The sequence below is a fragment of the Polaromonas sp. SP1 genome (assembly GCF_003711205.1).
GTDB lineage: Bacteria > Pseudomonadota > Gammaproteobacteria > Burkholderiales > Burkholderiaceae_C > Polaromonas.
The window spans coordinates 4,144,894-4,169,019 of sequence record NZ_CP031013.1; the positions used below are offsets into that span (position 1 = coordinate 4,144,894).

The 24,126-nt window shown below is 63.0% G+C and carries 24 protein-coding genes; 14 read left to right on the top strand and 10 right to left on the bottom strand.

What is annotated here, in order from left to right; genetic code table 11:
• Positions 1-19: 19 nt before the first annotated feature.
• The 4 genes from DT070_RS19500 to DT070_RS19515 form a co-directional block, all read right to left on the bottom strand.
• The gene (locus tag DT070_RS19500; RefSeq protein ID WP_122956894.1) at positions 20-1,507 is read right to left on the bottom strand and encodes an ankyrin repeat domain-containing protein; all 1,488 of its coding nucleotides are present in this window, start codon (positions 1,505-1,507) and stop codon (positions 20-22) included.
• A 280-nt stretch (positions 1,508-1,787) separates the two neighbouring features.
• Positions 1,788-2,525 carry an acetoacetyl-CoA reductase gene (gene phbB, locus DT070_RS19505; RefSeq protein WP_092128230.1) on the bottom strand — a complete coding sequence of 246 codons (738 nt, stop codon included), beginning with the start codon at positions 2,523-2,525 and terminating at the stop codon, positions 1,788-1,790.
• Positions 2,526-2,661: 136 nt separating this feature from the next.
• Positions 2,662-3,840, bottom strand: a complete 1,179-nt coding sequence (locus DT070_RS19510) for an acetyl-CoA C-acetyltransferase (RefSeq protein WP_122956895.1) — start codon at positions 3,838-3,840, stop codon at positions 2,662-2,664.
• Between the two features lie 58 nt (positions 3,841-3,898).
• Positions 3,899-5,617 carry an alpha/beta hydrolase gene (locus DT070_RS19515; RefSeq protein WP_122956896.1) on the bottom strand — a complete coding sequence of 573 codons (1,719 nt, stop codon included), beginning with the start codon at positions 5,615-5,617 and terminating at the stop codon, positions 3,899-3,901.
• A 15-nt stretch (positions 5,618-5,632) separates the two neighbouring features.
• Here DT070_RS19515 and DT070_RS19520 point away from each other — a divergent pair, with 15 nt between their 5' ends.
• Positions 5,633-6,070 (top strand): hypothetical protein, encoded by a 438-nt coding sequence (locus DT070_RS19520; RefSeq protein ID WP_369973893.1) that lies wholly within the window; start codon positions 5,633-5,635, stop codon positions 6,068-6,070.
• Here the strand turns inward: DT070_RS19520 and pgeF are convergent.
• The gene (pgeF, locus tag DT070_RS19525) at positions 5,978-6,769 is read right to left on the bottom strand and encodes a peptidoglycan editing factor PgeF (protein ID WP_194965988.1); all 792 of its coding nucleotides are present in this window, start codon (positions 6,767-6,769) and stop codon (positions 5,978-5,980) included. The two genes, DT070_RS19520 and pgeF, sit on opposite strands and share 93 nt — an antisense overlap.
• A gap of 14 nt (positions 6,770-6,783) precedes the next feature.
• Positions 6,784-7,422 (bottom strand): maleylacetoacetate isomerase, encoded by a 639-nt coding sequence (maiA, locus tag DT070_RS19530; RefSeq protein WP_122956898.1) that lies wholly within the window; start codon positions 7,420-7,422, stop codon positions 6,784-6,786.
• A gap of 120 nt (positions 7,423-7,542) precedes the next feature.
• On the opposite strand from maiA, the gene DT070_RS19535 reads away from it, so the two are divergent.
• The gene (locus tag DT070_RS19535; protein ID WP_122956899.1) at positions 7,543-8,577 is read left to right on the top strand and encodes an NADP-dependent oxidoreductase; all 1,035 of its coding nucleotides are present in this window, start codon (positions 7,543-7,545) and stop codon (positions 8,575-8,577) included.
• A 15-nt stretch (positions 8,578-8,592) separates the two neighbouring features.
• Here DT070_RS19535 and DT070_RS19540 read toward each other — a convergent pair whose 3' ends face one another.
• Entirely contained in the window at positions 8,593-9,087 is a 495-nt protein-coding gene (locus DT070_RS19540; protein ID WP_164483785.1) for a DUF1566 domain-containing protein, read from the bottom strand.
• Positions 9,088-9,240: 153 nt separating this feature from the next.
• Complete coding sequence (locus tag DT070_RS19545) at positions 9,241-10,194, bottom strand: LysR family transcriptional regulator (RefSeq protein WP_122956901.1); 954 nt, start codon at positions 10,192-10,194, stop codon at positions 9,241-9,243.
• A 234-nt stretch (positions 10,195-10,428) separates the two neighbouring features.
• On the opposite strand from DT070_RS19545, the gene DT070_RS19550 reads away from it, so the two are divergent.
• On the top strand, positions 10,429-11,640 hold the full coding sequence (locus DT070_RS19550; RefSeq protein ID WP_122956902.1) for an MFS transporter: 1,212 nt from the start codon (positions 10,429-10,431) through the stop codon (positions 11,638-11,640).
• Positions 11,641-11,652: 12 nt separating this feature from the next.
• A complete protein-coding gene (locus tag DT070_RS19555) occupies positions 11,653-12,909 on the top strand; it encodes an SGNH/GDSL hydrolase family protein (RefSeq protein WP_122956903.1) in 1,257 nt (418 codons plus the stop codon).
• A 9-nt stretch (positions 12,910-12,918) separates the two neighbouring features.
• Here the strand turns inward: DT070_RS19555 and DT070_RS19560 are convergent, their stop codons facing one another.
• Positions 12,919-13,641 (bottom strand): GntR family transcriptional regulator, encoded by a 723-nt coding sequence (locus DT070_RS19560; protein WP_122956904.1) that lies wholly within the window; start codon positions 13,639-13,641, stop codon positions 12,919-12,921.
• 54 nt (positions 13,642-13,695) lie between these two features.
• Between DT070_RS19560 and DT070_RS19565 the strand changes: the two genes are divergently transcribed.
• Genes DT070_RS19565 through DT070_RS19580 form a run of 4 tightly spaced genes read left to right on the top strand, consistent with a single transcriptional unit; the run spans position 13,696 to position 17,269 of the window.
• Positions 13,696-15,108, top strand: coding sequence for a Rieske 2Fe-2S domain-containing protein (locus DT070_RS19565; RefSeq protein WP_122956905.1), 1,413 nt, complete (start codon positions 13,696-13,698; stop codon positions 15,106-15,108).
• Positions 15,105-16,589 carry a glutamine synthetase family protein gene (locus DT070_RS19570; RefSeq protein ID WP_122956906.1) on the top strand — a complete coding sequence of 495 codons (1,485 nt, stop codon included), beginning with the start codon at positions 15,105-15,107 and terminating at the stop codon, positions 16,587-16,589. Before DT070_RS19565 ends, DT070_RS19570 begins: the two co-directional genes overlap by 4 nt.
• Positions 16,590-16,598: 9 nt before the next feature.
• Positions 16,599-16,937, top strand: a complete 339-nt coding sequence (locus DT070_RS19575) for a 2Fe-2S iron-sulfur cluster-binding protein (protein ID WP_122956907.1) — start codon at positions 16,599-16,601, stop codon at positions 16,935-16,937.
• A gap of 29 nt (positions 16,938-16,966) precedes the next feature.
• Positions 16,967-17,269 (top strand): antibiotic biosynthesis monooxygenase, encoded by a 303-nt coding sequence (locus DT070_RS19580; protein WP_122956908.1) that lies wholly within the window; start codon positions 16,967-16,969, stop codon positions 17,267-17,269.
• A gap of 69 nt (positions 17,270-17,338) precedes the next feature.
• Here the strand turns inward: DT070_RS19580 and DT070_RS19585 are convergent, their stop codons facing one another.
• Positions 17,339-17,782 carry a MarR family winged helix-turn-helix transcriptional regulator gene (locus DT070_RS19585; protein WP_122956909.1) on the bottom strand — a complete coding sequence of 148 codons (444 nt, stop codon included), beginning with the start codon at positions 17,780-17,782 and terminating at the stop codon, positions 17,339-17,341.
• A gap of 125 nt (positions 17,783-17,907) precedes the next feature.
• Between DT070_RS19585 and DT070_RS19590 the strand changes: the two genes are divergently transcribed.
• The 6 genes from DT070_RS19590 (at position 17,908) to DT070_RS19615 (ending at position 24,065) form a co-directional block, all read left to right on the top strand.
• Positions 17,908-19,101, top strand: a complete 1,194-nt coding sequence (locus DT070_RS19590) for a 3-hydroxybenzoate 6-monooxygenase (RefSeq protein WP_122956910.1) — start codon at positions 17,908-17,910, stop codon at positions 19,099-19,101.
• Positions 19,102-19,126: 25 nt separating this feature from the next.
• Positions 19,127-20,119: a tripartite tricarboxylate transporter substrate binding protein gene (locus tag DT070_RS19595; RefSeq protein ID WP_122956911.1), complete on the top strand. Its 993-nt coding sequence runs from the start codon at positions 19,127-19,129 to the stop codon at positions 20,117-20,119.
• A gap of 85 nt (positions 20,120-20,204) precedes the next feature.
• The gene (gtdA, locus tag DT070_RS19600) at positions 20,205-21,287 is read left to right on the top strand and encodes a gentisate 1,2-dioxygenase (RefSeq protein WP_122956912.1); all 1,083 of its coding nucleotides are present in this window, start codon (positions 20,205-20,207) and stop codon (positions 21,285-21,287) included.
• The gene (locus tag DT070_RS19605) at positions 21,284-21,979 is read left to right on the top strand and encodes a fumarylacetoacetate hydrolase family protein (protein WP_122956913.1); all 696 of its coding nucleotides are present in this window, start codon (positions 21,284-21,286) and stop codon (positions 21,977-21,979) included. The genes gtdA and DT070_RS19605 overlap by 4 nt, the downstream gene beginning before the upstream one ends.
• Positions 21,980-22,239: 260 nt before the next feature.
• The gene (locus DT070_RS19610; RefSeq protein ID WP_122956914.1) at positions 22,240-22,749 is read left to right on the top strand and encodes a TRAP transporter small permease; all 510 of its coding nucleotides are present in this window, start codon (positions 22,240-22,242) and stop codon (positions 22,747-22,749) included.
• Positions 22,746-24,065 (top strand): TRAP transporter large permease, encoded by a 1,320-nt coding sequence (locus tag DT070_RS19615; RefSeq protein WP_122956915.1) that lies wholly within the window; start codon positions 22,746-22,748, stop codon positions 24,063-24,065. The genes DT070_RS19610 and DT070_RS19615 overlap by 4 nt, the downstream gene beginning before the upstream one ends.
• The last annotated feature ends 61 nt before the right edge of the window (positions 24,066-24,126 follow it).

A 24,126-nucleotide genomic window follows, 5' to 3' on the forward strand; every position in this document is an offset into this window, starting at 1 on the left:
CACCTACTGTTTACTTAGTTTATTTTCTCGTGCGAGGAGAGGCAGTTCGAAGGCTCTCCGGCCATGAAATCAAGGCGGAGGCTGGTGCAATGTCTCCGACCACAAACCGATCGGTCTCGGAAATTGAGAGCGGAGGCACGCCACGAAGCGTTATCGGATTGAATGTCCGAGACGAGGGACGCGCAGCCGAGTAAGGAACAAGTTTAATTTGGTCACTCCCGGTCTGTCGATCTAGATGCACGATGGTCAGATGACAGACGCCACTACCTCCAATAATGACAGGGCGCAAAGGATCAAAGCTGAGTTCGTCACGGAAGCTGGAGCGAAAGTCATTCAGTGCGATAACGCCAAGAATATGCGCATCTTTGGTGCGGTGGATCACCCATTTTGTTGGTGTTTCCCGCGCATTGATCAGTAACAGCAACACAGGTTCTTTTGTTTTTCCAACAGTGACTGCAGTGACATCACCTTCGAGGGAGGGGCGCACTCCATCTTTTCTCTTGCGTACGAGCCCAATGAATTCAAAGCCCGGATAAGCACCAATTTCTGGAAAATAACATGCAGACCGTGCGGGACTGAAGTTCTTTGGTACGTCGGATTTGTTGGCGGGCACCCCTGGAACAATCCCGGGACTAAGCTTGACGACAGTTGAAAGTCGTCGGGTCAACTCAATAACGGGTTCGTAATCTGACATATCGGCACGGGCATCCGCCATAGAAAGCAGACCGTATTCGAATTCCGTTCCGCGAAAATCGAATGACTGACCTTTTGCGAGTTCCTCAACGACGGCCCAGTTCGATTCAACGATACCGCCACCCGCAGTCCGAGCAGAACGAGTCCAGCTTTGAAAGGCTTCAACGGTGACACGAGCCCCAAGTTGCTTGAGTAAGGGATACATCTCGCGACGCAAACAACCGGTAATACTCCTAAGTGGGTCCGGATCGTTGATGTTCGCACCACGCGCAAGCAGCATTCGATATGCTTCGATCATTCGCCGCTGGATCTGCTCTTTGGACAGACCATTTGGTGCATCGCCGTATTGTTGCCCAAAGCCACATCTCGTGAAGATCGAACTTCGGTTCCCAGAGGATTTCGCACTTGGGTCAGCACCCATATCCAACAGCCATCGCACAACTTCGAGATTGCCATTGGCAACCGCGTAATCCAGAGGGAACTCACCGTGACTGCAGTGCACCGGTTGAAGGAGCATCTGATTCCTGACATCGTCGCGCCACGCTTTTATAGCGGCAGGATCGTTTGCGTCAGGTTTTGATTGTCGTTTTAGATACGTCAGCCGTCGTGAAGTGTTTGCTGAAATATACGATTCGATTGTTGACGGCGTGCCAAACGCTAATGTGCGGGCATACTCTCTGTCGAATCCACATCCTCCAGAATCACCAATGGCAAGGGCATCGCCGCCACCTAAGGTGAGCAGTGTCACGAGCGATATCTGGGCGAGCAATTTCTCGGATTTCGACAATCGTGACTTGGTAAAAAGCAAAGCCATTTCAGTTCAATCTTTCTGACGTTTTTAATTAGCCGCAGTGCTACGCGTATGAGATAACCACAGTGCTGGGTATGAGCAAGATGTCTGCGGCTAACTTACCGCCGTCGAAAAGGATAGATTGCTACCGCCCCACTTCAGTTGTCCATCCTACCCCCTGATACAACCCCTTGAATGCCTACTTTCTGGCAAACTTTCGGGGGACCGAATACTTTTTTGAATCGAAGGCCCCTTATAAAAAAACCCGCCGAAGCGGGTTTTCCAGAAACAGGGCTGCGTCAGCTCAGCCCATGTGCAAACCGCCGTTAAGCGAGAAGTCGGCGCCCGTGGCGTAGCCGCCTTCGTCAGATGCGATCCAGGAAATGATGGACGCGATTTCTTCAGGCTGGCCGAGCCGCTTGGCGGGCACACCCGCCACGATCTTTTCGAGCACATCGGGGCGAATGGCTTTGACCATGTCGGTGCCGATATAACCCGGGCTGACGGTGTTGACGGTCACGCCTTTGGAGGCAACCTCTTGCGCCAGCGCCATGGTGAAGCCGTGCAGGCCCGCCTTGGCGGTGGAGTAGTTAACCTGGCCGAACTGGCCCTTCTGGCCGTTGACCGACGAGATGTTGATGATGCGGCCAAAGCCCGCTTCAATCATGCCTTCAATGACCTGCTTGGTCACGTTGAACATGCTGTTGAGGTTGGTGGAGATCACGGCGTCCCAATCGGCCTTGCTCATCTTGCGGAACTGGCCGTCGCGCGTGATGCCGGCATTGTTGACCAGCACCGCCACGGGGCCGTGCTCGGCCTTGACCTTGTCGAAGGCGGCGACGGTGGAGTCCCAGTCGCCGACATTGCCCACCGAGGCGTAGAAGGTGTGGCCCAGGGCCTTTTGCTCGTCAAGCCACTTGGTGTAGTCGCGCGTGGGCCCGCAGCCCGCCACCACGGTATACCCGTCCTTGTCCAGCCGCTGGCAGATGGCGGTTCCGATGCCGCCCATGCCACCTGTGACGTACGCTACTTTTTTTGCCATGACTCTCTCCTTGATTTTGTGAATTATGAAAAACCGTTGATGCTTTGGCCGCCCGGCCTGCCATCAAGCGTTTGCTATAACTTTTATAGCTACCTGCGCATGATTGGCGTGGGCTAGAGGCCTTTTTACCTGATATTCAGCGCTCCAGTGTGAGGGCAACCCCCATGCCGCCGCCGATGCAGAGACTGGCGATGCCCTTTTTGGCATCGCGCCTGGCCATCTCATGCAGCAGGGTCACCAGGATGCGGCAGCCGGACGCGCCGATCGGATGGCCGATGGCAATAGCGCCGCCGTTCACGTTGACCTTGCTGGTGTCCCAGCCCATTTCCTTGTTGACCGCGCAGGCCTGTGCCGCGAAGGCTTCGTTGATCTCGAGCAGGTCGAGGTCTTGCGCCTTCCAGCCGGCGCGCTGCAGCGCCTTGGTCGACGCCGGCACCGGGCCCATGCCCATGTAGGCTGGGTCCAGACCCGTGGTGGCGTAGCTCGCAATACGCGCCAGGGGTTTGAGCCCCAGTGCAGCGGCTTTCTTGGCCGTCATCACCATCACGGCGGCCGCGCCGTCGTTGAGGCCCGAGGCATTGCCTGCCGTCACGCCGCCGGCTTTGTCAAACGCCGGGCGCAGGCCTGCCAGGCCTTCGGCGCTGGTTTTGCGGTTGATGAATTCGTCGGCGGCAAACACCACCGGGTCGCCCTTTTTCTGCGGGATGGTGATGGGGATGATTTCATCCTTGAACTTGCCGGCGTCTTGCGCAGCCGCGGCCTTGGTCTGGCTGGCCAGGGCCAGCGCGTCCTGCGCTTCACGGTCGATGCCGTATTTCTTGGCCACGTTTTCGGCGGTGATGCCCATGTGGTACTGGTTGTAGACGTCCCACAGGCCGTCGACGATCATGGAGTCGACCATCTTCCAGTCGCCCATGCGCTGGCCGTCGCGCGAACCGTTGAGCACGTGAGGTGCGGCGCTCATGTTTTCCTGGCCGCCGGCGATCACGATTTCGCTGTCGCCGGTGGCCACCGACTGGGCCGCCAGCATGACGGCTTTGAGGCCGGAGCCGCACACCGCGTTGATGGTCAGGCCCGGAATGCCGTTGGGAAAACCTGCCTTGATGACCGACTGGCGCGCCGGGTTCTGGCCCACACCAGCGGTGAGCACCTGGCCCATGATGACTTCACCCAGCTGGTCGGCGCTGAGGCCCGAACGCTCCAGCACGCCCTTGATGACCGCGGCGCCGAAATCTGTGGCAGGGATCTTGGCCAGCGAGCCGCCAAATTTGCCCACGGCCGTGCGGCCGGCTGCAACGATAACGATGTCTTCCATGATGTCTTTCCTTGTGAAGTTTTTTGGATGGTTTTAAAGAAGCGGTGGCTTGCGCAACTCAGGCCTTTGCCTTGACGTAGCGGCCCGGTGCGGCCTCGATAACTTTGTATTGGCGGTTGCCGTATGTTTTGGGTGCAGCAATTTGCTTGCCAGCATGGCCCTTGAGCCAGGCAGACCAGTCCGTCCACCAGCTGCCGGGGTGTTCGGTCGCCCCCTTGAGCCAATCTGCCTGCGCCGCCGGGAATTTGCCCTGCGGCAGTTTGTCGTTGGTCCAGTAGCTGCGTTTTTTCTTGGCCGGCGGGTTGATCACACCGGCGATGTGGCCCGAAGCGCCCATCACAAAACGTTTTTTGCCCGGCAGATGCTGGGTCGAGGCGTAGGCGCCGCCGATCGGCACGATGTGGTCTTCGCGCGAGCCGTAGAGGTAAACCGGGATGTCGACCTTGCGCAAATCCACCTTCTGGCCGCACACCGAAACCTTGCCGGGTTTGACCAGGTTGTTTTCAAAGTAGGTGTTGCGCAGGTACCAGGCGTAAAAAGGCCCGGGCAGGTTGGTGGAGTCGCTGTTCCAGTAAAGCAGGTCAAAAGGCGGCGGCGTTTCGCCCTTGAGGTAGTTGCCCACCACGTAGTTCCATACCAGGTCGTTGGGGCGCAGGAAGCTGAAGGTGGACGCGAGGTCTTGCCCCTTGAGCAAACCGCCCTGCCCCATCTCGGCCTCGCGGTATTTGACGGACGTTTCGTCGATGAAGATGTCGAGGATGCCGGTGTCGGTGAAGTCGAGGAAGGATGTCAGCAGCGTGGCGCTGGCCACCGGCTTCTTGCCCCTGGCCGCCAGCACCGACAGCGCCGTGCCCAGGATGGTCCCACCCACGCAAAAGCCAAGCGCATTCAGTGTCTTGGCGCCGGTGATCTCCTGCACCACGTCGATCGCCTTGATGGCGGCGTGCTCAATGTAGTCGTCCCAGGTCTTGCCGGCCATGGACTCGTCGGGATTGCGCCAGCTGACCACAAAGGTGCGGTGCCCTTCACTCACCGCATAGCGGATCAGCGAGTTCTCGGGCTGCAGGTCGAGAATGTAGAACTTGTTGATGCAGGGCGGGATCAGCAGGAAGGGCTTTTCATACACCTTGGCCGTGAGCGGCTTGTACTCGAGCAACTGAAAGAATTCATTTTCAAACACCACGGCGCCTTCAGTGGTGGCGACGTTTTTGCCGACTTCGAACACGCTTTCGTCCGTCATCGAGACATGGCCCTGCTTCATGTCGTGCAGCAGGTTGGTGATGCCCTGGGCGATGCTTTCGCCCCGGCTTTCGATGGCCTTTTGCTGGGCCTCGGCGTTCAGCGCCAGGAAGTTGCTGGGCGCGGTGGCGGCCATCCATTGCTCCACCGCGAAGCGCACGCGGGCGCGCATCTTGGCGTCGCCTTCCACAGCGTCCGCCAGCCCCATGAGGGTGCGTGCATTGAGCAGGTAGGCTGAGGCGGAGAATTTCGAAACGGGGTTGGATTTCCAGGCTTCGCTGGAAAACCGGCGGTCGGAAAACGCCGGGGCATCTGCACCATCCTGCAGGCCTTGGTTCCAAAGGGCTGAAGCCTCTGCGAGGTAGCGCTGCTGAAGCGCCTGCAATTTGGCTGCATCAAACTGCAGGCCGGCTTGTGCCGCCGGGAAGCCGGGTGTTGCGCCGGCCTGGGTCATGGCGCCCATGGCCTGTTGAAGGCCTGCCGCAAAGGTCTCTTGCATCTGCCGGGCCGCTTCGGCCTGCTTTGCGTCAAAATTCATCTTGTCTCCCCGATCATGTTGAGTCTCGGTGACTCTTTTGAGTACACCAACAGTATCGTAGGATTTGCATTACAAATTGCCACCCCCAGCGCGGAGTTCTACGTATTTATGTATTTGATTGTCATCGCCTGGATTTACGTCGTCTTCATGATGAGTGTTGCCGAAGCCACCAACAGCACCGGCACCGTCCTGGGCGCACTGGTTACCTTTGTACTCTATGGATTGGGGCCTGTGGCATTGGTGGTTTACCTGATGGGTGCACCGGCGCGCAGCAAGGCGATCAAAAAGCGGGCTGCACAGGAGCTCGCCGAACAGGCCGCGGCGGACAAAGCAGCAGCCAACCAGACAGATGCGCTCCGTTCAGCTGCGCCAGATGCAGGCAGCCATGCGGCCGGTGGTGCCGAAGCCGTTGCCGGCTACGCCCGCGTCGCGCCGGTGGGAAAAGAACCTTGAAGGATTTCGCACCGTGCACCAGGCATCGCTGCCGTCATTGCCGTAGACCTGGGTAATTCCCATCGCCTTCAGGCGCAAGCGCGCCAGCGCCGGCAGGTCGGCCAGGTATTTGCCGGGCCCGCCGGGTACAAACAGCTTTCCCGCTCCAGGCAGCACCGCTTCAAATGCGGCCTTGACTTCAGCGCCCACTTCAAAGGCGGAAGGCCCGATGCACGGGCCCAGCCATGCTATTGTTTTGATAGCGGCCTGCCCACGCCCTTGTTGGGCCAGGGCACGAAATGACGCATAAGCCGCTTCAAGGACACCGTCTGCCAGCCCGCGCCAGCCCGCATGCGCAGCGGCCACGACTGCGCCGTCTTCGCTGGCCAGCAGCACCGGCAGGCAGTCGGCCACCATGATGGTGCATGCCAACCCCGCCTGGTCCGTCACGCAGGCATCGGCTTTCTGGCCGTCGGCGGAATCGGCATGCAGCACCAGCACTTCGCGGCCATGCACCTGCTGCAGAAACACCGGCTGGCTGCCCGTTGCCCGCCGCAGCACATCGCGGTTGGCGGCAACGTGGGCCGGCAGGTCGCCCACGTGGTCGCCCAGGTTCAGGCTGTCATAAGGCACGGGCGAGACGCCGCCGGCGCGCGTGGTGAACACCGCCCGCACGCCGACCGGCGCCGGCCAGTCGGGAACCAGCCAATCGGCATGCAGCACGGGCACTGGCTTCAGGCCTCGTTGTCGGGGCAAGCGGACGGCTGTGCCTTCTGAAACGCCGGCAGCTTCATGCACGCATCAAACGCGGCCATGGTGCGCGGCAAACCGTCAAAGCTCACGTTAAAACGTTTGGCGTTAAAGATCTGCGGCACCAGGCAGCAATCGGCCAGCGTGGGTGTGTTGCCGTAGCAATAGGTCGATGCGGGCAGCTGGGCCAGCTGGCGCTCAAAGGCCTCCAGGCCTTCACGGCACCAGTGCACGTACCAGGCGTTCTTGGCTGCCTCGTCGAGCTTGAGCTCCTTGACCAAATACTTGAGGACACGCAGATTGTTGATGGGGTGAATTTCGCAGGCGATGGACTGCGCCAGCGCGCGCACCTTGGCGCGGCCCAGCGCGTCGGCCGGCAGCAGCGCCGGCTCGGGGTGCTTTTCGTCCAGGTATTCAATGATGGCCATGGACTGCGAGAGCTTTTCGCCGTCCACTTCCAGCAGCGGCACCAGGGTGTCGACCGCCAGGTTGGCATAGGGCGGCTGCTTGTGCTCGCCTTTGGCGATGTGCACGGGAACGTAGTCGTAGCTGAGGCCTTTGAGCTCCATCGCAATGCGTACACGAAAGGACGAAGAAGAGCGGAAATAGTTGTGGAGTTTCATCTCTAAAGCATAAACCGAAACGGTGTCTGACCTCGTCCGAATCGCCTTTGCGACTCATGCGAGTCCTTGCCGCCGCTACCATTTCACCAACCCATTCAAACCATTCAGCGGAGACAAACCATGAGCGCCATCACCAGCCTGAGCAACCACCAGATTCGTCTCGCCAGCCGACCCGTCGGCCTGCCCACGCGCGACAACTGGAGCTTCACGACCGAGCCCGTGGCCGAGCCCGGCCCGGGCGGCGTGCTGGTGAAGACCCTCTACCTCTCGCTCGACCCCGCCATGCGCGGCTGGATGAACGATGCCAAGAGCTACATCCCGCCGGTGGAGATCGGCGCCGTGATGCGCGCCGGCGGTGTGGGCAGAGTCATCGCCTCGCAAAACCCGGCCTTTGCCGTGGGCGACTATGTGAACGCCGCACTCGACGTGCAGGAGTACTGCCTGATCCCGGCCGACCAGATCAAGCGCAGCGGCATGTTCAAGATCGACCCGCGCCTGGGCCTGACCTCCTGGCTCAATGTGCTGGGTTTGCCCGGTATGACGGGTTACTTCGGCCTGCTCGAAGTCGGCCTGCCCAAGGCGGGCGAAACCGTGGTGGTCTCGGGCGCCGCCGGTGCGGTGGGCCAGACGGTCGGCCAGATCGCCAAACTCAAGGGCTGCCGCGTCGTCGGCATTGCCGGCGGCAAGGCCAAGTGCGACTGGGTGGTGAACGAGCTGGGCTTTGACGCCTGCATCGACTACAAAAACGGCGACGTGCGCGCCGGCCTGAAGGAACACTGCCCCAAGGGCATCGACATCTACTTCGACAACGTGGGCGGCGAGATCCTGGACATGGTGCTGGCGCGGCTGGCGCGCGGCGCCCGCATCATCATCTGCGGCGCCATCAGCCAGTACAACAACACCACGCCCGTCAAAGGCCCGGCCAATTATTTGTCGCTGCTGGTGAACCGCGCGCGCATGGAAGGCATCGTGGTGTTCGACTACGCCGACCGCTACCACGTCGGCGTGGCCGAGATGGCGGGCTACCTCAAGGCCGGCACGATGAAGAGCAAGGAAGACATCGTCGTCGGCCTGGACACCTTCCCCGAGACGCTGCTCAAGCTCTTTAACGGCGAGAACTTCGGCAAGCTGGTGCTGCAGGTCTCGAAAGACTGAGGCTGCGCTGGCCGTTTACTTCGCGCTGCGCACCAGCCGCACCGCGGCCGCGGTGGCGCGCGGGGCTTCACCCGCGCTGCCGTCGCTGAAACCCACAAACGTGAAATAACCCGGGCCGGTGCTGCTGGACGTCCAGAAGCGCGCCAGCGGCGTGCCCGGAAAAGCATTCGGGTCTATCGCGGCCTTGTCGACATCCGCCTCCCGTGCAGACACGATGCTGGACAACTCCTTGAGAATCGGCAGGCGCCATTCAGCCCCCGGCGTGGAGGCCGCCTTGGCGCGCGCGGCCGCGTCGGGCGCGCTTAAAAAAGCCGCCTGCCCGGTACAGGTTTTGCCCTTGAAGACCATGCCCTCGGCGCAGCGCTTCCACGTCAGGCCGGTGCGGCTGTCGGTGACTTCCTGGCCGTCGGCGGATGCGGTGAAGCGCTCTTGCGCAAAGCTGGCGCCAGCCAGCGACAGCAACAAAAGAAAAAGAAAAAAACCCACGGGGCGAACAGGAACGCGGCGCATAAAAACCTCCATGGCCGAAGCAGCTCTTGCAGCTTTACGACTGGTTACGGATGCTAGGCAAGTCGGTCGCGAACGGCCATAGGGAAGCTATGTAGTGGCTAGTACTTAGCGGGTATTACTTACGCAGACGGCCCGGGTGTGCCGACACCGCGATCAAGGCTGATGCAACTGGTACTCCAACCCCAACCCGCCGCCGTCAATCACCTCCTGCGTGACCTGCTCCACCAAAAAGTCCAGCAGCACGCGCACACGCGCCGGCAGGCGCCCGCCCTTGCCCAGAAACACCGCATGAATCGGCTCGCGCTCGCCCGGGTTCAGGTTTTCAGCAACAGGCACCAGGCGGCCCGCGTCGACGTCGCGGCCTACATGGAACATCGACATGCGCGCCAGCCCGGCGCCTGCCAGCACCAGGTGCCGCAGCGCCTCGCCGTCGCTGGCGCGCGCATAGCCGGTGATGGGCAGTTGCTGGATCTGGCCATCCACACGCACCGGCCAGTAATGCATGTTGCGCTTGAAGGTGTGGGCCAGCCGCTGGTGCGCCTCCAGGTCCGCCAGCGTCTGCGGCGTGCCGTGGCGCGCCAGGTAAGCCGGGCTGCCGACGATCACCTGCGCCGTATCGCCCAGGCGCCGCGCCACCAGCTGCGACGACGCCAGCGCGCCCCAGCGGATCGCCACGTCGGTGCGTTCGTCCAGCAGGTCGACGATGCGGTCGGTGAGTGTGATGTCCAGCGAGATGTCGGGAAAGCGCTCATGAAAGGCCGGCACCAGCGGCAATAGCAGGCGGTGCGCCGTCGGCATGCTGGCGTTGATGCTGACGCGCCCGCGCGGCATGGCGGCGGCGGCCGCACCGCGCTCGGCCTCGTCCATGTCGGCCAGCACACGCGTGCTTTGTTCGTAAAACGTGATGCCTTCGGGCGTGAGCTGCAGCTTGCGGGTTGAGCGGTTGACCAGCCGCGTGCCCAGCCGCGCCTCCAGCCGGGTGACCAGCTTGCTGACGGCCGAAGGCGTCATGCACAGCTGCCGCGCGGCGGCAGAAAAACCGGCCTTTTCCACGACCTGAACAAAGGCCTCCATTTCGCCGGAGCGGTTGACGTCGATACGGGGCATAGGGTTACCTTTTTGCTATGCTTTTGATAGCTGCAAGCCAATATGGTTATTGGGCTAGAGGCCTTTTTCACTTAGAAATCCCCTCGCCTCCAAAAACCGCAGGACACGGCATCATGGCATTTACCAACCTCATTTATCGTGAACTGAATTCACAAATGATTGTCGTCAAGGCATTCTAGTCAACCAAACCAATCGTTTCCATACTAGTCGCATCCTCTTTTTAAAGCGACTTCCATGGCTTCGAGCACCTCACTTTCATCCCCTCCACGGCTCCCCCTGGGCCTGCTGGCCCTCACCGCCGGCTCCTTCGGCATCGGCACGACCGAGTTCGTCATCATGGGCCTGCTGCTGCAGGTTTCCGCCAACCTGGGCGTCACCATCGCTTCGGCCGGGCTGCTGATCTCGGGCTACGCGCTGGGCGTGGCGGTGGGCGCTCCGCTGCTGACGCTGGCCACGCGCAAGCTGCCGCGCAAAACCGTGCTGCTGGCGCTGATGGCCATCTTCACGCTGGGCAACCTGGCCTGCGCGCTGGCGCCCGACTACGGCAGCCTGATGGCCGCCCGCGTCATCACCTCGATGGCGCACGGCACCTTCTTCGGCGTGGGCTCCATCGTGGCCACCGGCCTGGTCGCGCCCGAGCGCAAGGCCTCGGCGATCGCCATCATGTTCAGCGGTTTGTCGCTGGCCACCTTGCTGGGCGTGCCTGCGGGCGCCTGGCTGGGCCTGCACTACGGCTGGCGCTCCACCTTCTGGGTGGTCACGCTGATCGGCTTGCTGGCTTTTGTGGTGCTGGCGATTTTTGTGCCGCGCAGCGCGGCTGAAAACGGCACTTCAACCATCCGCCAAGAGCTGGCCGGGCTGGCCCGTGCGCAGGTGCTGCTGGGCCTGTTGATGACGGTGCTCGGCTTTGCGGGCCTGTTTGCGATCTTCACCTACATCCAGCCCATCCTGACGCAGATCACCGGCTTCAGCGAAGCGGCGGTGTCGCCCATCCTGCTGGTGTTTGGCGGCGGCTTTTTTGTGGGCAACCTGCTGGGCGGTCGCCTGGCCGACCGCGGGCTGCGGATGTCGCTGCTGCTCACGCTGGGCGCGCTGGCACTCGTGCTGGGCGTGATGGGGTTTGTGCTGCACTCGCCCGTCGCCACGGTGGTGTTTGTCGGGCTGCTGGGCGCGGCTTCTTTTGCCACCGTGGCGCCGCTGCAGATGCGCGTGCTGCAGCAGGCGCACGGCGCGGGGCAGAACCTGGCGGCCAGCCTGAACATCGGCGCCTTTAACGTCGGCAACGCACTGGGCGCCTGGCTGGGCGGCCTCGTCGTCAGCAGTTCCTTCGGTCTGGGCGGCCTGAGCTGGCTGGCGGCGCTGATCACCGTTGCCGGCATCGTGGTCGCGCTGTACAGCCTGTCGCGCGACAAGGCCGAACCCCGGGCCATCCCCGCAACCTCCTGAGATCCCATCACCATGAATACCTTCTTTGCCCCGAAGCTGCGCGCGCTTCAAGCCGTTCTTTCATTTGCGCTGCTGGCCGGCGGTGCGTTATCGCCAGCGCAAGCTGCCGATGCCGGCGTGTGGACGCCCAGCTGGACAGCCAGCCCGCAACCCATCTGGAGCAGCGACTTTGTGCTGCCCCTGGGTCTTCCGGCCACACTGCGCGACCAGACGGTGCGCCAGACCGTCCGGGCCAGCGTGGGCGGCTCGCGTGTGCGCATCGTGCTGTCTAACGAATACGGTGCGCAGGCCTTGCAGATCGGCGCGGCCCAGATAGCGCCCGCCGAAGGAACCGGCAACGCACTGACATTCGGCGGTCAACAATCGGTCACCGTGCCGGCAAGCGCTGTCGTGATGAGCGACCCGGTCGAGATGCCGGTCGCGCCGCTCAGCCGCCTGTCGGTGAGCCTCTACTTTCCGCAAACGACACCCATCACCACGATCCACTGGGACGGCCTGCAGCCCGCGCAGATTGCGGCGGGTAACGCCGTGAACGCGACTGCGCTCAAGGCCGACAGCACGGTGAACAGCCGTCTCTTCCTCAGCGCCGTGCTGATGGAGGCCGAACGCGGTACGCGCACTGTGGTGGCCTTTGGCGATTCCATCACCGACGGCGCGGCCTCCACACCCGGCACCGACCAGCGCTGGCCCGACTTTCTGGCGCGCCGCCTGGCCGGGCACAACGTGGCTGTGATCAATGCCGGCATCTCGGGCGGGCGCGTGCTGAAGAACCACATGGGGCCCAATGCACTCGCACGCTTTGAGCGCGACGTGCTGAACCAGCCCGGCATCCGCAGCGTGGTGCTGCTCATGGGCATCAACGACATCAGCTGGCCCGGCAGCACGTTTGAACCCCAAGAGCCGGCCACGCAGGCCGACGCGCTGATGGCCGGTTACCGCCAGCTGATCACCCGCGCCAAAAGCCGCGGCGTGCGCATCGTGGGCGCCACGCTGACGCCCTTCGAAGGTGCGCTGACCATGCCGGGCTCGCCGATTGCGAATTACCACAGCCCTGCCAAAGACGCTGTGCGCCAGCGCATCAACAGCTGGATACGCAGCAGCGGCGAGTTTGATGCGGTGCTGGATTTCGATGCGGTCGTGCGAGACCCGCAGAACCCGCTGCGCATCCTGCCCGCCTATGACTCGGGCGACCATTTGCACCTGGGGGATGCCGGCAACAAGGCGGTGGCCGAATCCATCGACCTGAAGTTGCTACTGGGCGAGCGATAGCCTTACCGCTCAGCCGCCCACCACCAGCCGCAAACCGGGCATCAGGCTTTCGGTCTCAGCGCGCCGCTGCAGCGCCATGCGCATGTTCATCTGCGCCACCTCGGTGTGTTCCACCGCCAGCGCCTGCGCACGCGCACCCTCACCCGCCTTGAGCGCCGCGAACAGCATGTGGTGCTGGCGATGCGCGTAGTGCATCCAGTCGCGGTCCTGCTCCAGCGTCGACTGCATGGGCAGCATCGCTGACGCCGAAGCAAAGGGCAGCTTGTCGTTGAGTTCGATGGCGCGCTGCAAGGCACGGTTGCCGCTGGCCTCCAGGATGAGCGCGTGGAAGCGGTCGTTCATCGCCGCATAGGCCGCGTAGTTGTCATAGCCCAGTGGGTTGGCGGCCAGCGCGCGGTCGCCTTCGTCCAGGCAGGACTGCAAATCCAGCTGCAGCTGCCGCGACAAGCCGTGCTCGGCCACCAGCCGCGCCGCCATGCCTTCAAGATGGCCGCGCACCGCAATCGCATCGGCCACTTCACGCGGTGTGAACTGGCGCACCAGGTATTTGCCGGTGTCGTTGGCTTCGACCAGGCCTTCCTGCTCCAGCGTGACCAGCGCGGCCCGCACCGGCGTGCGCGAGGCGCCCAGGCGCTCGGCCAATTGCTGCTCGGCCAGGCGCTGGCCGGGCTCAAACTCGCCGCGCAGGATCAAATCGCGCAACTGCATCAAAACGGTTTCTTGCAAGTTCATGGTCATGAATGTACACTGAATTTTAATTTCGGTATACCGTTTTAAAGACCACCCATGAACGCTGAACAAAATGAGTTGTTGACCCGCATCACGCCGGGCACGCCCTGCGGCAAGCTGCTGCGCCAGTACTGGCAGCCCGCCGCGCTGGTGGATGAATTCAACCCGGCGCTGGACCCGCGCATGGGCATCCGCCCGGTCAAGGCGATCAAGCTGTTCGGCCAGGACCTGGTGCTGTTCAAGGACGCCTCCGGCGACTGGGGCCTGCTGGACCGCGACTGCGCACACCGCGGCGCCGACCTGTCGTTTGGCCGGCGTGAAAGCGCAGCGCAAGGCGGCGGCCTGCGCTGCCCTTTTCACGGCTGGAAGTTCGCCACCGACGGCCGCTGCCTGGAGACGCCGGCCGAACCCACCGGCAGCAAGCTCTGCGAACGCATACGCCAGCGCAGCTACCCCGTGATTGAAAAAGCCGGCGTGCTGTTTGCCTGGCTGGGCGACGAAGGCAGCACGCCGCCGCCCTTCCCGGCCTTTGACTGCTTTGCCGCGCCGGCCACGCACAGCTTTGCCTTCAAGGGTTTGTGGAACGCCAACTGGCTGCAGGCCTTTGAGGTGGGCATAGACCCGGCGCACCCGTCCTTTCTGCACCGCTTTTTGCAGGACGACCCGCTGGCCGAAATCGGCGACAACCCGGCAGGCAAACAGTTTCGCAGCGCCAGCGCGGGCAGCAAAGACGGCGAGCAATGGCCGATGACGCGCATCATGCGCGAGTTCGCCCAGCCCGACATCAGCTTTGAGAGCAAGCCCTGGGGCATGCAGCTGACGGCCCTGCGCGCCATGACCGACAAGCTGACCCACGTGCGCGTGACCAACGCCATCTTCCCGGCCACCTTTGTGATCCCGCTGTCGGAGACCATGACGATCACGCAGATGCACGTGCCGGTGGACGACACGCACACCTACTGGTACACCTTCTTCACCAGCTTTTCCGGTCCGCTGGACCGCGAGAGCATGCGCGCGCAACGCCAGCAGTTCATCGCCCTGCCCGACTACATCCCCAAGGCCGGCCGCCACAACAACTGGGGCTTTAACGCCGAAGAGCAGATGAGCACCACTTACCTGGGCATGGGCGAAGAAGACATCAATGTGCACGACCAGTGGGCCGTAGAAAGCATGGGTGAAATCCAGGACCGCACGCGCGAACACCTGGGCACATCGGACAAGGTCATCATGGCCAACCGGCGCGTGCTGCTCAAGGCGATCGAGACGGTGCAAAACGGCGGCGTGGCGCCCGGTATTGCCGACCCTGCGCTGGCTGCGGCGATCACCGGCCCCGATACCGTCGACGGCATTGCGCCGGCCGGTGAATGGGCCCAGTGGTGGCAGCAAACTGCGGACGCCAAGCGCAAAGGCGCACCGTGGCTGGGGGCCAAGGCCGCCGCCGACACACCCAGCACCGTCGCACAGCCATGAGCAGCTTTGCGGCGCAATGCGGTGTGCACGACGCCGCGAGGCAGGCCGCGCTGGCGGAGGCCACGCGGCGCATTGAGGCGCGCGGACTGGAGCTGGTGCGTTTTGCCTGGTGCGACCTGCACGGCATGCTGCGCGGCAAGACGCTGGTGGCCTCTGCCGCTGCAGAGGCCATGACGGGCGGCGTGGGGATGGTGAGCACGCTGCTGCTCAAAGACACCGCCGACCGCACCGCCTACAAGGTGTTTGAAGCCGGCGGCGCGGCCGGGTTACCGGGCTTTGAATTCGGCGGCAATGTGATGCTGCTGGCCGACCCGGCGAGCTTCAAGGAATTGCCGTGGGCCGACAAAACCGGCTGGGTGCAATGCCAGCCGTGGTTTCCCGATGGCCGCCCGGTCGAGCTCGACACGCGCCGGGTGCTGCAAAGCGCGCTCGCCAAACTGGCTGAAGCCGGCTACGGCATGAAGTGCGGGCTCGAAATCGAATTTCACATCTACCGGATGACCGATAAGGGCAACAACCCCCAGCTCGATCCGGCGCTGGCCGACTGGCCTGGCTTGCCGCCCGAGGTCAGCATGATCCACCCCGGTTACCACCTGCTGTCGGAGCAGTGGGCGGACCTGGCCGAAGAGCCGCTGCGCATCGTGCAGCGCACGGCGCAGGCGCTGGGCCTGCCGCTGCTGTCGCTGGAGATCGAACTCGGCCCCAGCCAGGTCGAAGCGGTGTTTGATGCGACTGACGCAATGGCCGCCGCCGACAACATGGTGCTGTTTCGCAGTGCGGTCAAACAGGCGTTGCGGCGCGCCGGTTACCACGCCACCTTTATGTGCCGGCCGCCCTTTCCGAACATCATGTCCAGCGGCTGGCATTTGCACCAGTCGCTGGTCGACCTGAAAACCGGCGACAACCTGTTCAAGCGCAGCAGCCCCGCCGCCGGCAGCACGCCGGCCGATGCGCAACACACCCTGTCGGAAGTGGGTGAGCAGTACCTGGCCGGTTTGCTGGCGCATGCGCGCGGCATGACGGCGTTTTGCACGCCGACCATCAATGGCTTCGGCCGCTTTCGGCCCAACGCACTGGCGCCGCAATCCATCCTGTGGGGCCGCGACAACCGCGGCGCCATGCTGCGTGTGGTGGGCCAGTGCAATGACAAGGGCACGCGCATCGAAAACCGCCTCGGTGAGCCGGCGGCCAATCCCTATCTTTATCTCGCCTCGCAGATCCATGCCGGGCTGGACGGCATCACCCGCCGCCTCAAAGCGCCGCCGGCCACCGATGCGCCGTACGGCACAGCGGCAGAAAAAATCCCCACCAGCCTGGGCGAAGCGCTGGACGCGCTGAAAGCCGACACTGCGTTGACGGCGGCCTTCGGCGACACTTTTATCAGTAGCCTCACCCGCATCAAACAAGCCGAAATCGCCCGCCATGCCGACGCCGAAGACAAGGACGACTGGCAGCGCCGAGAATATTTCAGCCGGATCTAATACCACCTCATGACAACCATTACTATCAATTTAATAGCAACAGGCGGAAGCACCACGCGGATCAGCGGCAAGATTGGCAAAAGTTTGATGGAAGCGGCCGTTTCTGCCGGTGTTGACGGCATCGCTGCCGACTGCGGCGGGCTGCTGACCTGCGCGACCTGCCATGTGTACGTGCAGGAGCCTTTTGCCTCGGACGCCGGCAGCTTGCCGCCCCCCGACGGTGAAGAACTCGGCATGATGGAATTTACCGCCGCGCCGCGCATGCCCACGAGCCGCCTGAGCTGCCAGATCAAGCTCACGCCCGCGCTGGACGGTTTGACGGTAGAGTTGCCGGCTACCCAATACTAATAATCCGACATAACGACAGGAGTTTTTTCATGATTCTCGAACTCGCCGACATCCGCATCCAGCCCGGCCAGCAAGCCGCCTTTGACGAAGCCATCCAGCGCGGCATCAAGGACGTGATTTCCAAAGCCAAGGGCTTTCAGGGCTACAAGGTCAACAAAGGCATTGAAAGCCCCGAGCGCTACATCCTGCAGATCTTCTGGGACACACTGGAAAACCACACGGTCGACTTCCGCCAGTCGCCCGCCTTCGCCGACTGGCGCGCCATCGTCGGGCCGTTTTTTGCGGGGCCGCCTACCGTCGAGCATTTCGACCTGCTGGCCAAGTCGAACTGAACAAGACACGCACAAACAAAAACGGGGCTTTTCAGCCCCGTTTTTTATGTAATTTGCTTAGCCGCCTTATTACTTGGCGTCGTTTTCGTGCCCTGCGACCAGCTTGGTCAGCAGGATGCCGAGTTGAACCCGCTCGTCCGCGTCTAACGGCGACAGGATGCGCTGCTGGGTCTTGCCCACTGCCCGCTTCATCTGCAGTGCGACTTTTTCGCCTTCCGGCGTGTTCCAGAGCAGCTTGCGGCGCTTGTCCTGCGGATCAGCCTCGCGCTTGACCCAGCCTTTGGCCTCCAGCCGGCCAATGACGGAGCCGAAGGTGGCCGGGTCAAAGGCAACACGGCCCGACAGCGTGATCTGGTCTTCGCCGGGGTCGTCCATCAGCGCGTTGAGGATCGCAAACTGCACCGGAGTGGCGTCAAAACCCGCCGTCTCCTCCATGAAGATCGCGACTGCCAACTGCTGCGCGCGCCGGATCAGGTGCCCGGGCGCTTCTCCAAAGTTGAAACTTTTTGCCATTTGTCGAGTTTAACGTTCGGTTTTGCGATTCAGGGTATCTACTATGCCAAGTATTAATAAGTATACTTATCATTAACGCCTTCACAGCAGATCCATGGCTCCATTCCCGGCTTACTTTTACCACTATGGCACACACATCTCCCCTCATCATCTCGGGCGGCGGCATCGGCGGGCTGGCTGCGGCCATGGTGCTCGCGCAGGACGGCCATCCGGTGACATTGCTGGAGCAGGCGGCGAGCTTCGGTGAGATCGGCGCCGGCATCCAGCTGGGGCCGAATATCTTTCGCATGTTCGACTACCTGGGCCTGACCGAAGCCATCAACCGAGTGGCCTTCTTCCCGCCCGGCCTGGGCATGAACGATGTGCGCACCGGCGAAAAAGTCGTTCGTGTGCCGCTGGGCGATGTGGCGCGCGCCACTTACGGTTTTCCTTACGGCGTGATCTACCGCGCCGACCTGCACCAGGTGTTCCTGGACGCCAGCCGCGCCCAGCCCAATGTCACCCTGCGCACCAGCGCCAAGGTGGAGTCGTTCAACCAGACCGCGGACGGCGTGACCGTGCAGCTCGAAGGCGGTGAAGTCGTTGAAGGCCGCGCGCTGATCGGCGCCGACGGCATGTGGAGCCGCATCCGCGAAGCGGTGGTAGGCGACGGCAAGCCCCGCGTGTCCGGCCACATCGCCTACCGCGCGGTGCTCAAGCGCGAAGATGTCCCCGCCCACCTGTGGAGCGACGACGTGCTGCTCTGGGGCGGCGAAAAAACCCATTTGGTGCACTACCCGCTGCGCCGCGGCGAGCTGTTCAACCTGGTGGCGGTTTTCCACAGCAACAAATACGACGAAGGCTGGAACACCTTTGGTGACACCGCCGAGCTCAACGAGCGTTTTGCCGACGCCTGCCCGCAAGTCAAGGAGCTGCTGGGCAAGATCGAGACCTGGAAGATGTGGGTGCTGTGCGACCGCGAACCGGTGAAGAACTGGACCGACAAGCGCGTGACCCTGCTGGGCGACGCCGCCCACCCCATGCTGCAGTACCTGGCGCAAGGCGCCGGCCAGGCGATTGAAGACGCGGTCGTGCTGCGCGAGGCGCTGCGCCATACCCGCGGCGACGTGGAAAGGGCCTTCCAGAAGTACCAGGAAAAGCGCTATTTGCGCACCGGCCGCGTGCAACTGACGGCACGTTTCTACGGCGACATCTACCATGCAGCCGGCGTGCAACGCGAGCTGCGCAACCAGATGTTCCAGAGCGGCACCGAGAGCGCCGGCTTCGCTGGTTTGAAGTGGATGTACGACGGGATCGAGCCGTCAAAACTGTTCCAATAAAGCTTTCAAAGCTTCCGGGACCCTCATGAAATTTCCGTCTTTTTTACGGCCGATTGCTATATTTTTAATAGCGGCATGTGCATGCAGCACCTGGGCTGCAGGCCAAAAAGACTTAAAAAATACCGGTGACTGGCCAAACCGCCCGCTGCGCATCCTGGTGGGCTTTCCGGGCGGCTCCACACCCGACATGGCGGCCCGCACCTTGGCCGAACCCCTGAGCCGCGCGCTGGGGCAGCCGGTGATCATCGAGAACAAACCCGGCGCGTCCGGCAACGTCGCGGCCGACCAGGTCGCCAAGGCCACGGACGACCACACACTGGGCGTCGTCATCAACGGCAACCTCACCTCGGCCAGGCTGCTGTACCCCAAGCTGCCTTACGACCCGGCCAAAGACTTTGCGCCGATTTCGCTGCTGGCCACCGCACCGCTGATGCTGGTGGCGCCGGCCAGCGAGCCTGGCGGCACAGAATTCTTCACCGCTGCGCGCAAAGGCGGCAGCCAGTGGAACTACGGCTCGGTCGGCAACGGCTCGGTCGCCCACCTGGGCATGGAGCTGCTGAAAAGCCGCATGCCCGGCCTTACGCCCGTGCACGTGCCCTTTGCCGGCAACCCGCAGGTGGTCACCGCCATGCTGGGCGGCCAGATCCAGATGGCGCTGATCCCGCCCGGCGTGGCCATGCCGCATGTGCGCGCGGGCAAGCTCAAGGCCATCGGCCTGGCCGGCGGGCGCTCGCCGCTGGTGCCCGACGTGCCGCCGCTGGCCGATGCCGGCGTGACGAATGTCAACCTCGAAGTGTGGACGGCGCTGATCGGCCCCGCGAGCCTCTCGAAAGCCGCACAGGCCCGGCTCGCGCGGGAAGTGCCGCGCATCATCCGCGACGCCGACACACGGCAAAAATTGTTCAACCAGGGCTGGCAGGCCGTGGGCACTTCGCCTGACGGCCTCAGAAGCCGCGTGAAGGAAGAAGCTGCGATTCTGGGCGGCATCATCCAGGCGCGCGGTATCGCACTTGAATAAGCCGCTGAAGACAGCCATGCCCACCCTGAACGATTTCAACAACCATTTTCCAAACGGCGATCTTTAACCCAAGACTGGACACCCCATGGACATGACGCCCCCACCCGCAGCGCCCAACAGCGCGGCACGCAAAGCTTTTTACGACGCCATTTCGGCGCACAGCATGACGCCGCTGTGGGAAGTGCTGCATGCGCTGGTGCCGCAGTCGCCCAGCACGCCGTGCCAGCCGGCGCTGTGGAAGTACGCCGACGTGCACCCTTTCCTGATGCAGTCGGGCCAGCTGATCACGGCGGAAGAAGCCGTGCGCCGCGTGCTGATCCTGGAGAACCCGGGCCTGCGCGGCCAGTCGTGCATCACGCAGTCGCTGTATGCGGGCCTGCAGGTGATCATGCCGGGCGAGATCGCGCCCAGCCACCGCCACACACAAAGCGCGCTGCGCTTTGTCGTGGAAGGCCACGGCGCCTTCACCGCGGTGGACGGCGAACGCACACAAATGAAACCGGGCGACTTCATCATCACCCCGAACTGGACCTGGCACGACCACGGCCACGAAGGCCGCATGGAATCGGATACGCCGGTGGTCTGGCTGGACGGCCTGGACATTCCCATGCTGCGTTTCTTCGATGCGGGCTTTGCCGAAAACGGCACGGCCAAACAGCAGGAAGTTACCAAGCCCCAGGGCATCAGCACGCATCGCTACGGCGCCAACATGCTTCCCATGCGCTATGACGCGCCTTTTGGCGGCAAGACCTCGCCCATCTTCAGCTACCCCTACGACCGCACGCGCGAGACCCTGCACCAGCTGGAAACCCACGCCGACATCGACGCCTGGGACGGCGTGAAGCTGCGCTATGTGAACCCGGCCACCGGCGGCTCGCCCATGCCCACCATGGCCACCTTCATGCAGCGCCTGCCAGCAGGCTTTACCGGCAAGGCCTGGCGCCAGACCGACGGCGCCGTTTTCAGCGTGGTCGAAGGCAGCGGTTCCGTCGTCATTGAGCGTGACGGCAAGACCTCGACTTTTGAGTTTGGCCCCAGGGACCATTTTGTGATTCCGTCGTGGCACACTGCGCAATTGCGTTCGGCGCAAGGTTGTGTGCTGTTCAGTTTTTCAGACCGCCCGGTGCATCAGGCACTGGGCATACACAGAGAAGAAAGGTTGTCATGAGTTTTGTCATCACCCCACCGGCGGCAGTGTCCGTCCCCGTCGTCGGCACCAAGGACCGTTTCCCGGTCAACCGCATTTATTGCGTGGGCCGCAACTACGAAGAGCACGCCAAGGAGATGGGTTTCACCGGCCGCGAGCCGCCCTTCTTCTTCCTCAAACCCGCCAACGCCGCTGTCGTGGTGGAGGCCGGCGCCACCGGCACCATCCCCTACCCGTCACTCACCAAAAACCTGCACCATGAAATCGAGCTGGTCGTGGCCATCGGCACGGGCGGCAAAAACATCAAGGCGGCCGACGCGCAAAAACACATTTACGGTTACGCCGTGGGCCTGGACATGACGCGCCGCGACCTGCAAGGCGAGATGAAGAAACAAGGCCGCCCCTGGTGCATCGGCAAGGCGTATGACGACTCCGCACCCATCGGCCCCATCACGCCCGCGGCCCAGGCCGGCGACGTGGCCAATGCCGAGCTGTACATCCAGGTCAACGGCAAGGACCGCCAGCGCAGCAATGTTTCCAAGCTGATCTGGAACATCGCCGAAACCATCGAGCACCTGTCGGCCGCCTGGGAGCTGCAGCCCGGCGACCTGATCTACACCGGAACGCCCGAAGGCGTGAACGCCGTGGTCTCGGGCGACACCATGGTGGGCGGTGTGGCGGGCCTGGAAACGCTGACCGTCAAGGTCGCGTAAGCGGCCAGCGCGCCGCGCTGCGCCGCTCACGCGCGTGCCCAAGAGACCGGAACAAACGGCCGCGCTGTGCGGCCGTTTTGCATGGCGGGAAGCGGTGGCGGCGGCTTGCGCGATGACCGCACACCTGTTTTAATCACCGCGCAATTACCCGTGCCTCTTCGGGTAAGCCGCCTGCCCGGACCAAGCTGCAATTCCCATAATCGGCCCATGCAGTTTGGGGACGCTCCCCCAGACCCTGCCCTGTTTTTCGGAGACCTTTTTTGAAAATCCTGGAGTCCCTTGCAAAACTCTGCGCCGTGCTGGCCGGCGTGCTGCTCACAGCCATCACCCTGATGACCTGTGCCAGCCTGATCGGCCGCAACCTGTTCGGCGTCACGCTGGCCGGCGACTTTGAACTCACCGGCGTCGTCACCGGCGCGGCCATTGCGCTCTTCATGCCTTTTTGCCAGGTCCAGCGCGGCAACATCATCGTGGACTTCTTCACGGCCAAACTGGGCCCGTCGTCCACCGACAGGCTGGACCGCTTCGGCGCGCTGCTGCTGGGCCTGGTGTTCGCGCTGCTGGCGTGGCGCACCGTGCTGGGCGGCCTCAACTCCTACAACACCCACTCGGAGACCCAGATCCTGGGCTTCCCGGAATGGGTGACCTATGCGGCCATGGTTCCGCCTTTTGTGCTGGCCTGCGTGATCGGGGTTTACCAATCCCTGTTCGGCTTCGGCGACGCCCATGAGCCGCACAATCCGCTGAACGATCTGGAGGCGCAGGTATGAGCGCCATCACACTCGCCCTGCTGATTTTCGGCGTCATGCTGGTCTTCATGGCCGTGCGCGTACCGATTGCCATCGCCATGTTCGCCGCAGGCGGCATCGGCTATGTGATGCAGACCGGCTGGGGGCCGTTTTCGAGCTTCCTCAACACGCAGGCCTTCGCGCGCTTTGCCAGCTACGACCTGTCGGTGATCCCGCTGTTCATCCTGATGGGGCACTTCGCGACGCAAGGGGGCATCAGCCGCGCCCTCTTCGGCTTTGCGGCCGGCGTGATGGGCCGCTTCAAGGGCGGACTGGCCATGGCCTCCATCCTCGCGTGCGCGGCGTTCGGCGCCATCTGCGGCTCCTCGGTGGCCACGGCCGCCACCATCACCGGCGTCGCGCTGCCCGAGATGAAGCGCCACGGCTATTCGGGCCGGCTGGCCACCGGCACGCTGGCTGCCGGCGGCACGCTGGGCATCCTGATCCCGCCTTCGGTGCCGCTGGTGATTTACGCCATCCTCACCGAGCAGAACATCGCCAAGCTGTTTGCCGCGGCCATGGTGCCGGGCATCATCGCGATGATCGGCTACATGGTGGCGATTGCCATTTACGTGCGCGTGGTGCCCGGGCAGGCGCCCGAGGTGGATAACGACAGGCCGCCGCTGACGCTGGCTTCCCTGCTGGGCATATTGCCGATTGCCATCATCTTTGTCATCGTCTTCGGCGGCATTTACGGCGGGCTCTTCACGCCCACCGAAGGCGCCGCGGTGGGCGCGGCCGCCACCTTTGTGGCCGCATTGCTCAAGCGTGAGATCACCTGGGCCAAGTTCAAGCTGTGCTTTTATGCCACAGCCGAAAGCTCGGCCATGATCTTCCTGATCTTCATCGGCGCCGACCTGATGAACTCCGCACTGGCGCTGACGCAAGTGCCCAACCAGCTGGCCGGCGTGGTCGGCGGCTGGGGCCTGTCGCCGCTGATGGTGGTCACGGCCATCCTGCTGTTTTACGTGGTGCTGGGCGCGGTGATGGACGAGCTGTCCATGCTGCTGCTGACGATCCCGATTTTCTTCCCCATGGTGATGGGCCTGGACTTCGGCATGAGCAAGGAATCCACCGCGATCTGGTTCGGCATCATGGTGCTGATGACCGTCGGCTTCGGCATGCTGGCGCCGCCGGTGGGGCTGAATGTCTATGTGGTCAACGGCCTGGCCAAAGACGTGCCCATCAGCGAAAGTTACAAAGGCGTCATGCCCTTCCTCATCAGCGACACCCTGCGCACCATCCTGCTGCTGCTGTTCCCCGGCATATCGCTGTGGCTGGTGAAATACATCAGCTAGATATCGGCCCTGGCGACAGGCCTAGGGCTTTTACCGCTTCTCAAACCGACCCGCCTGCCTT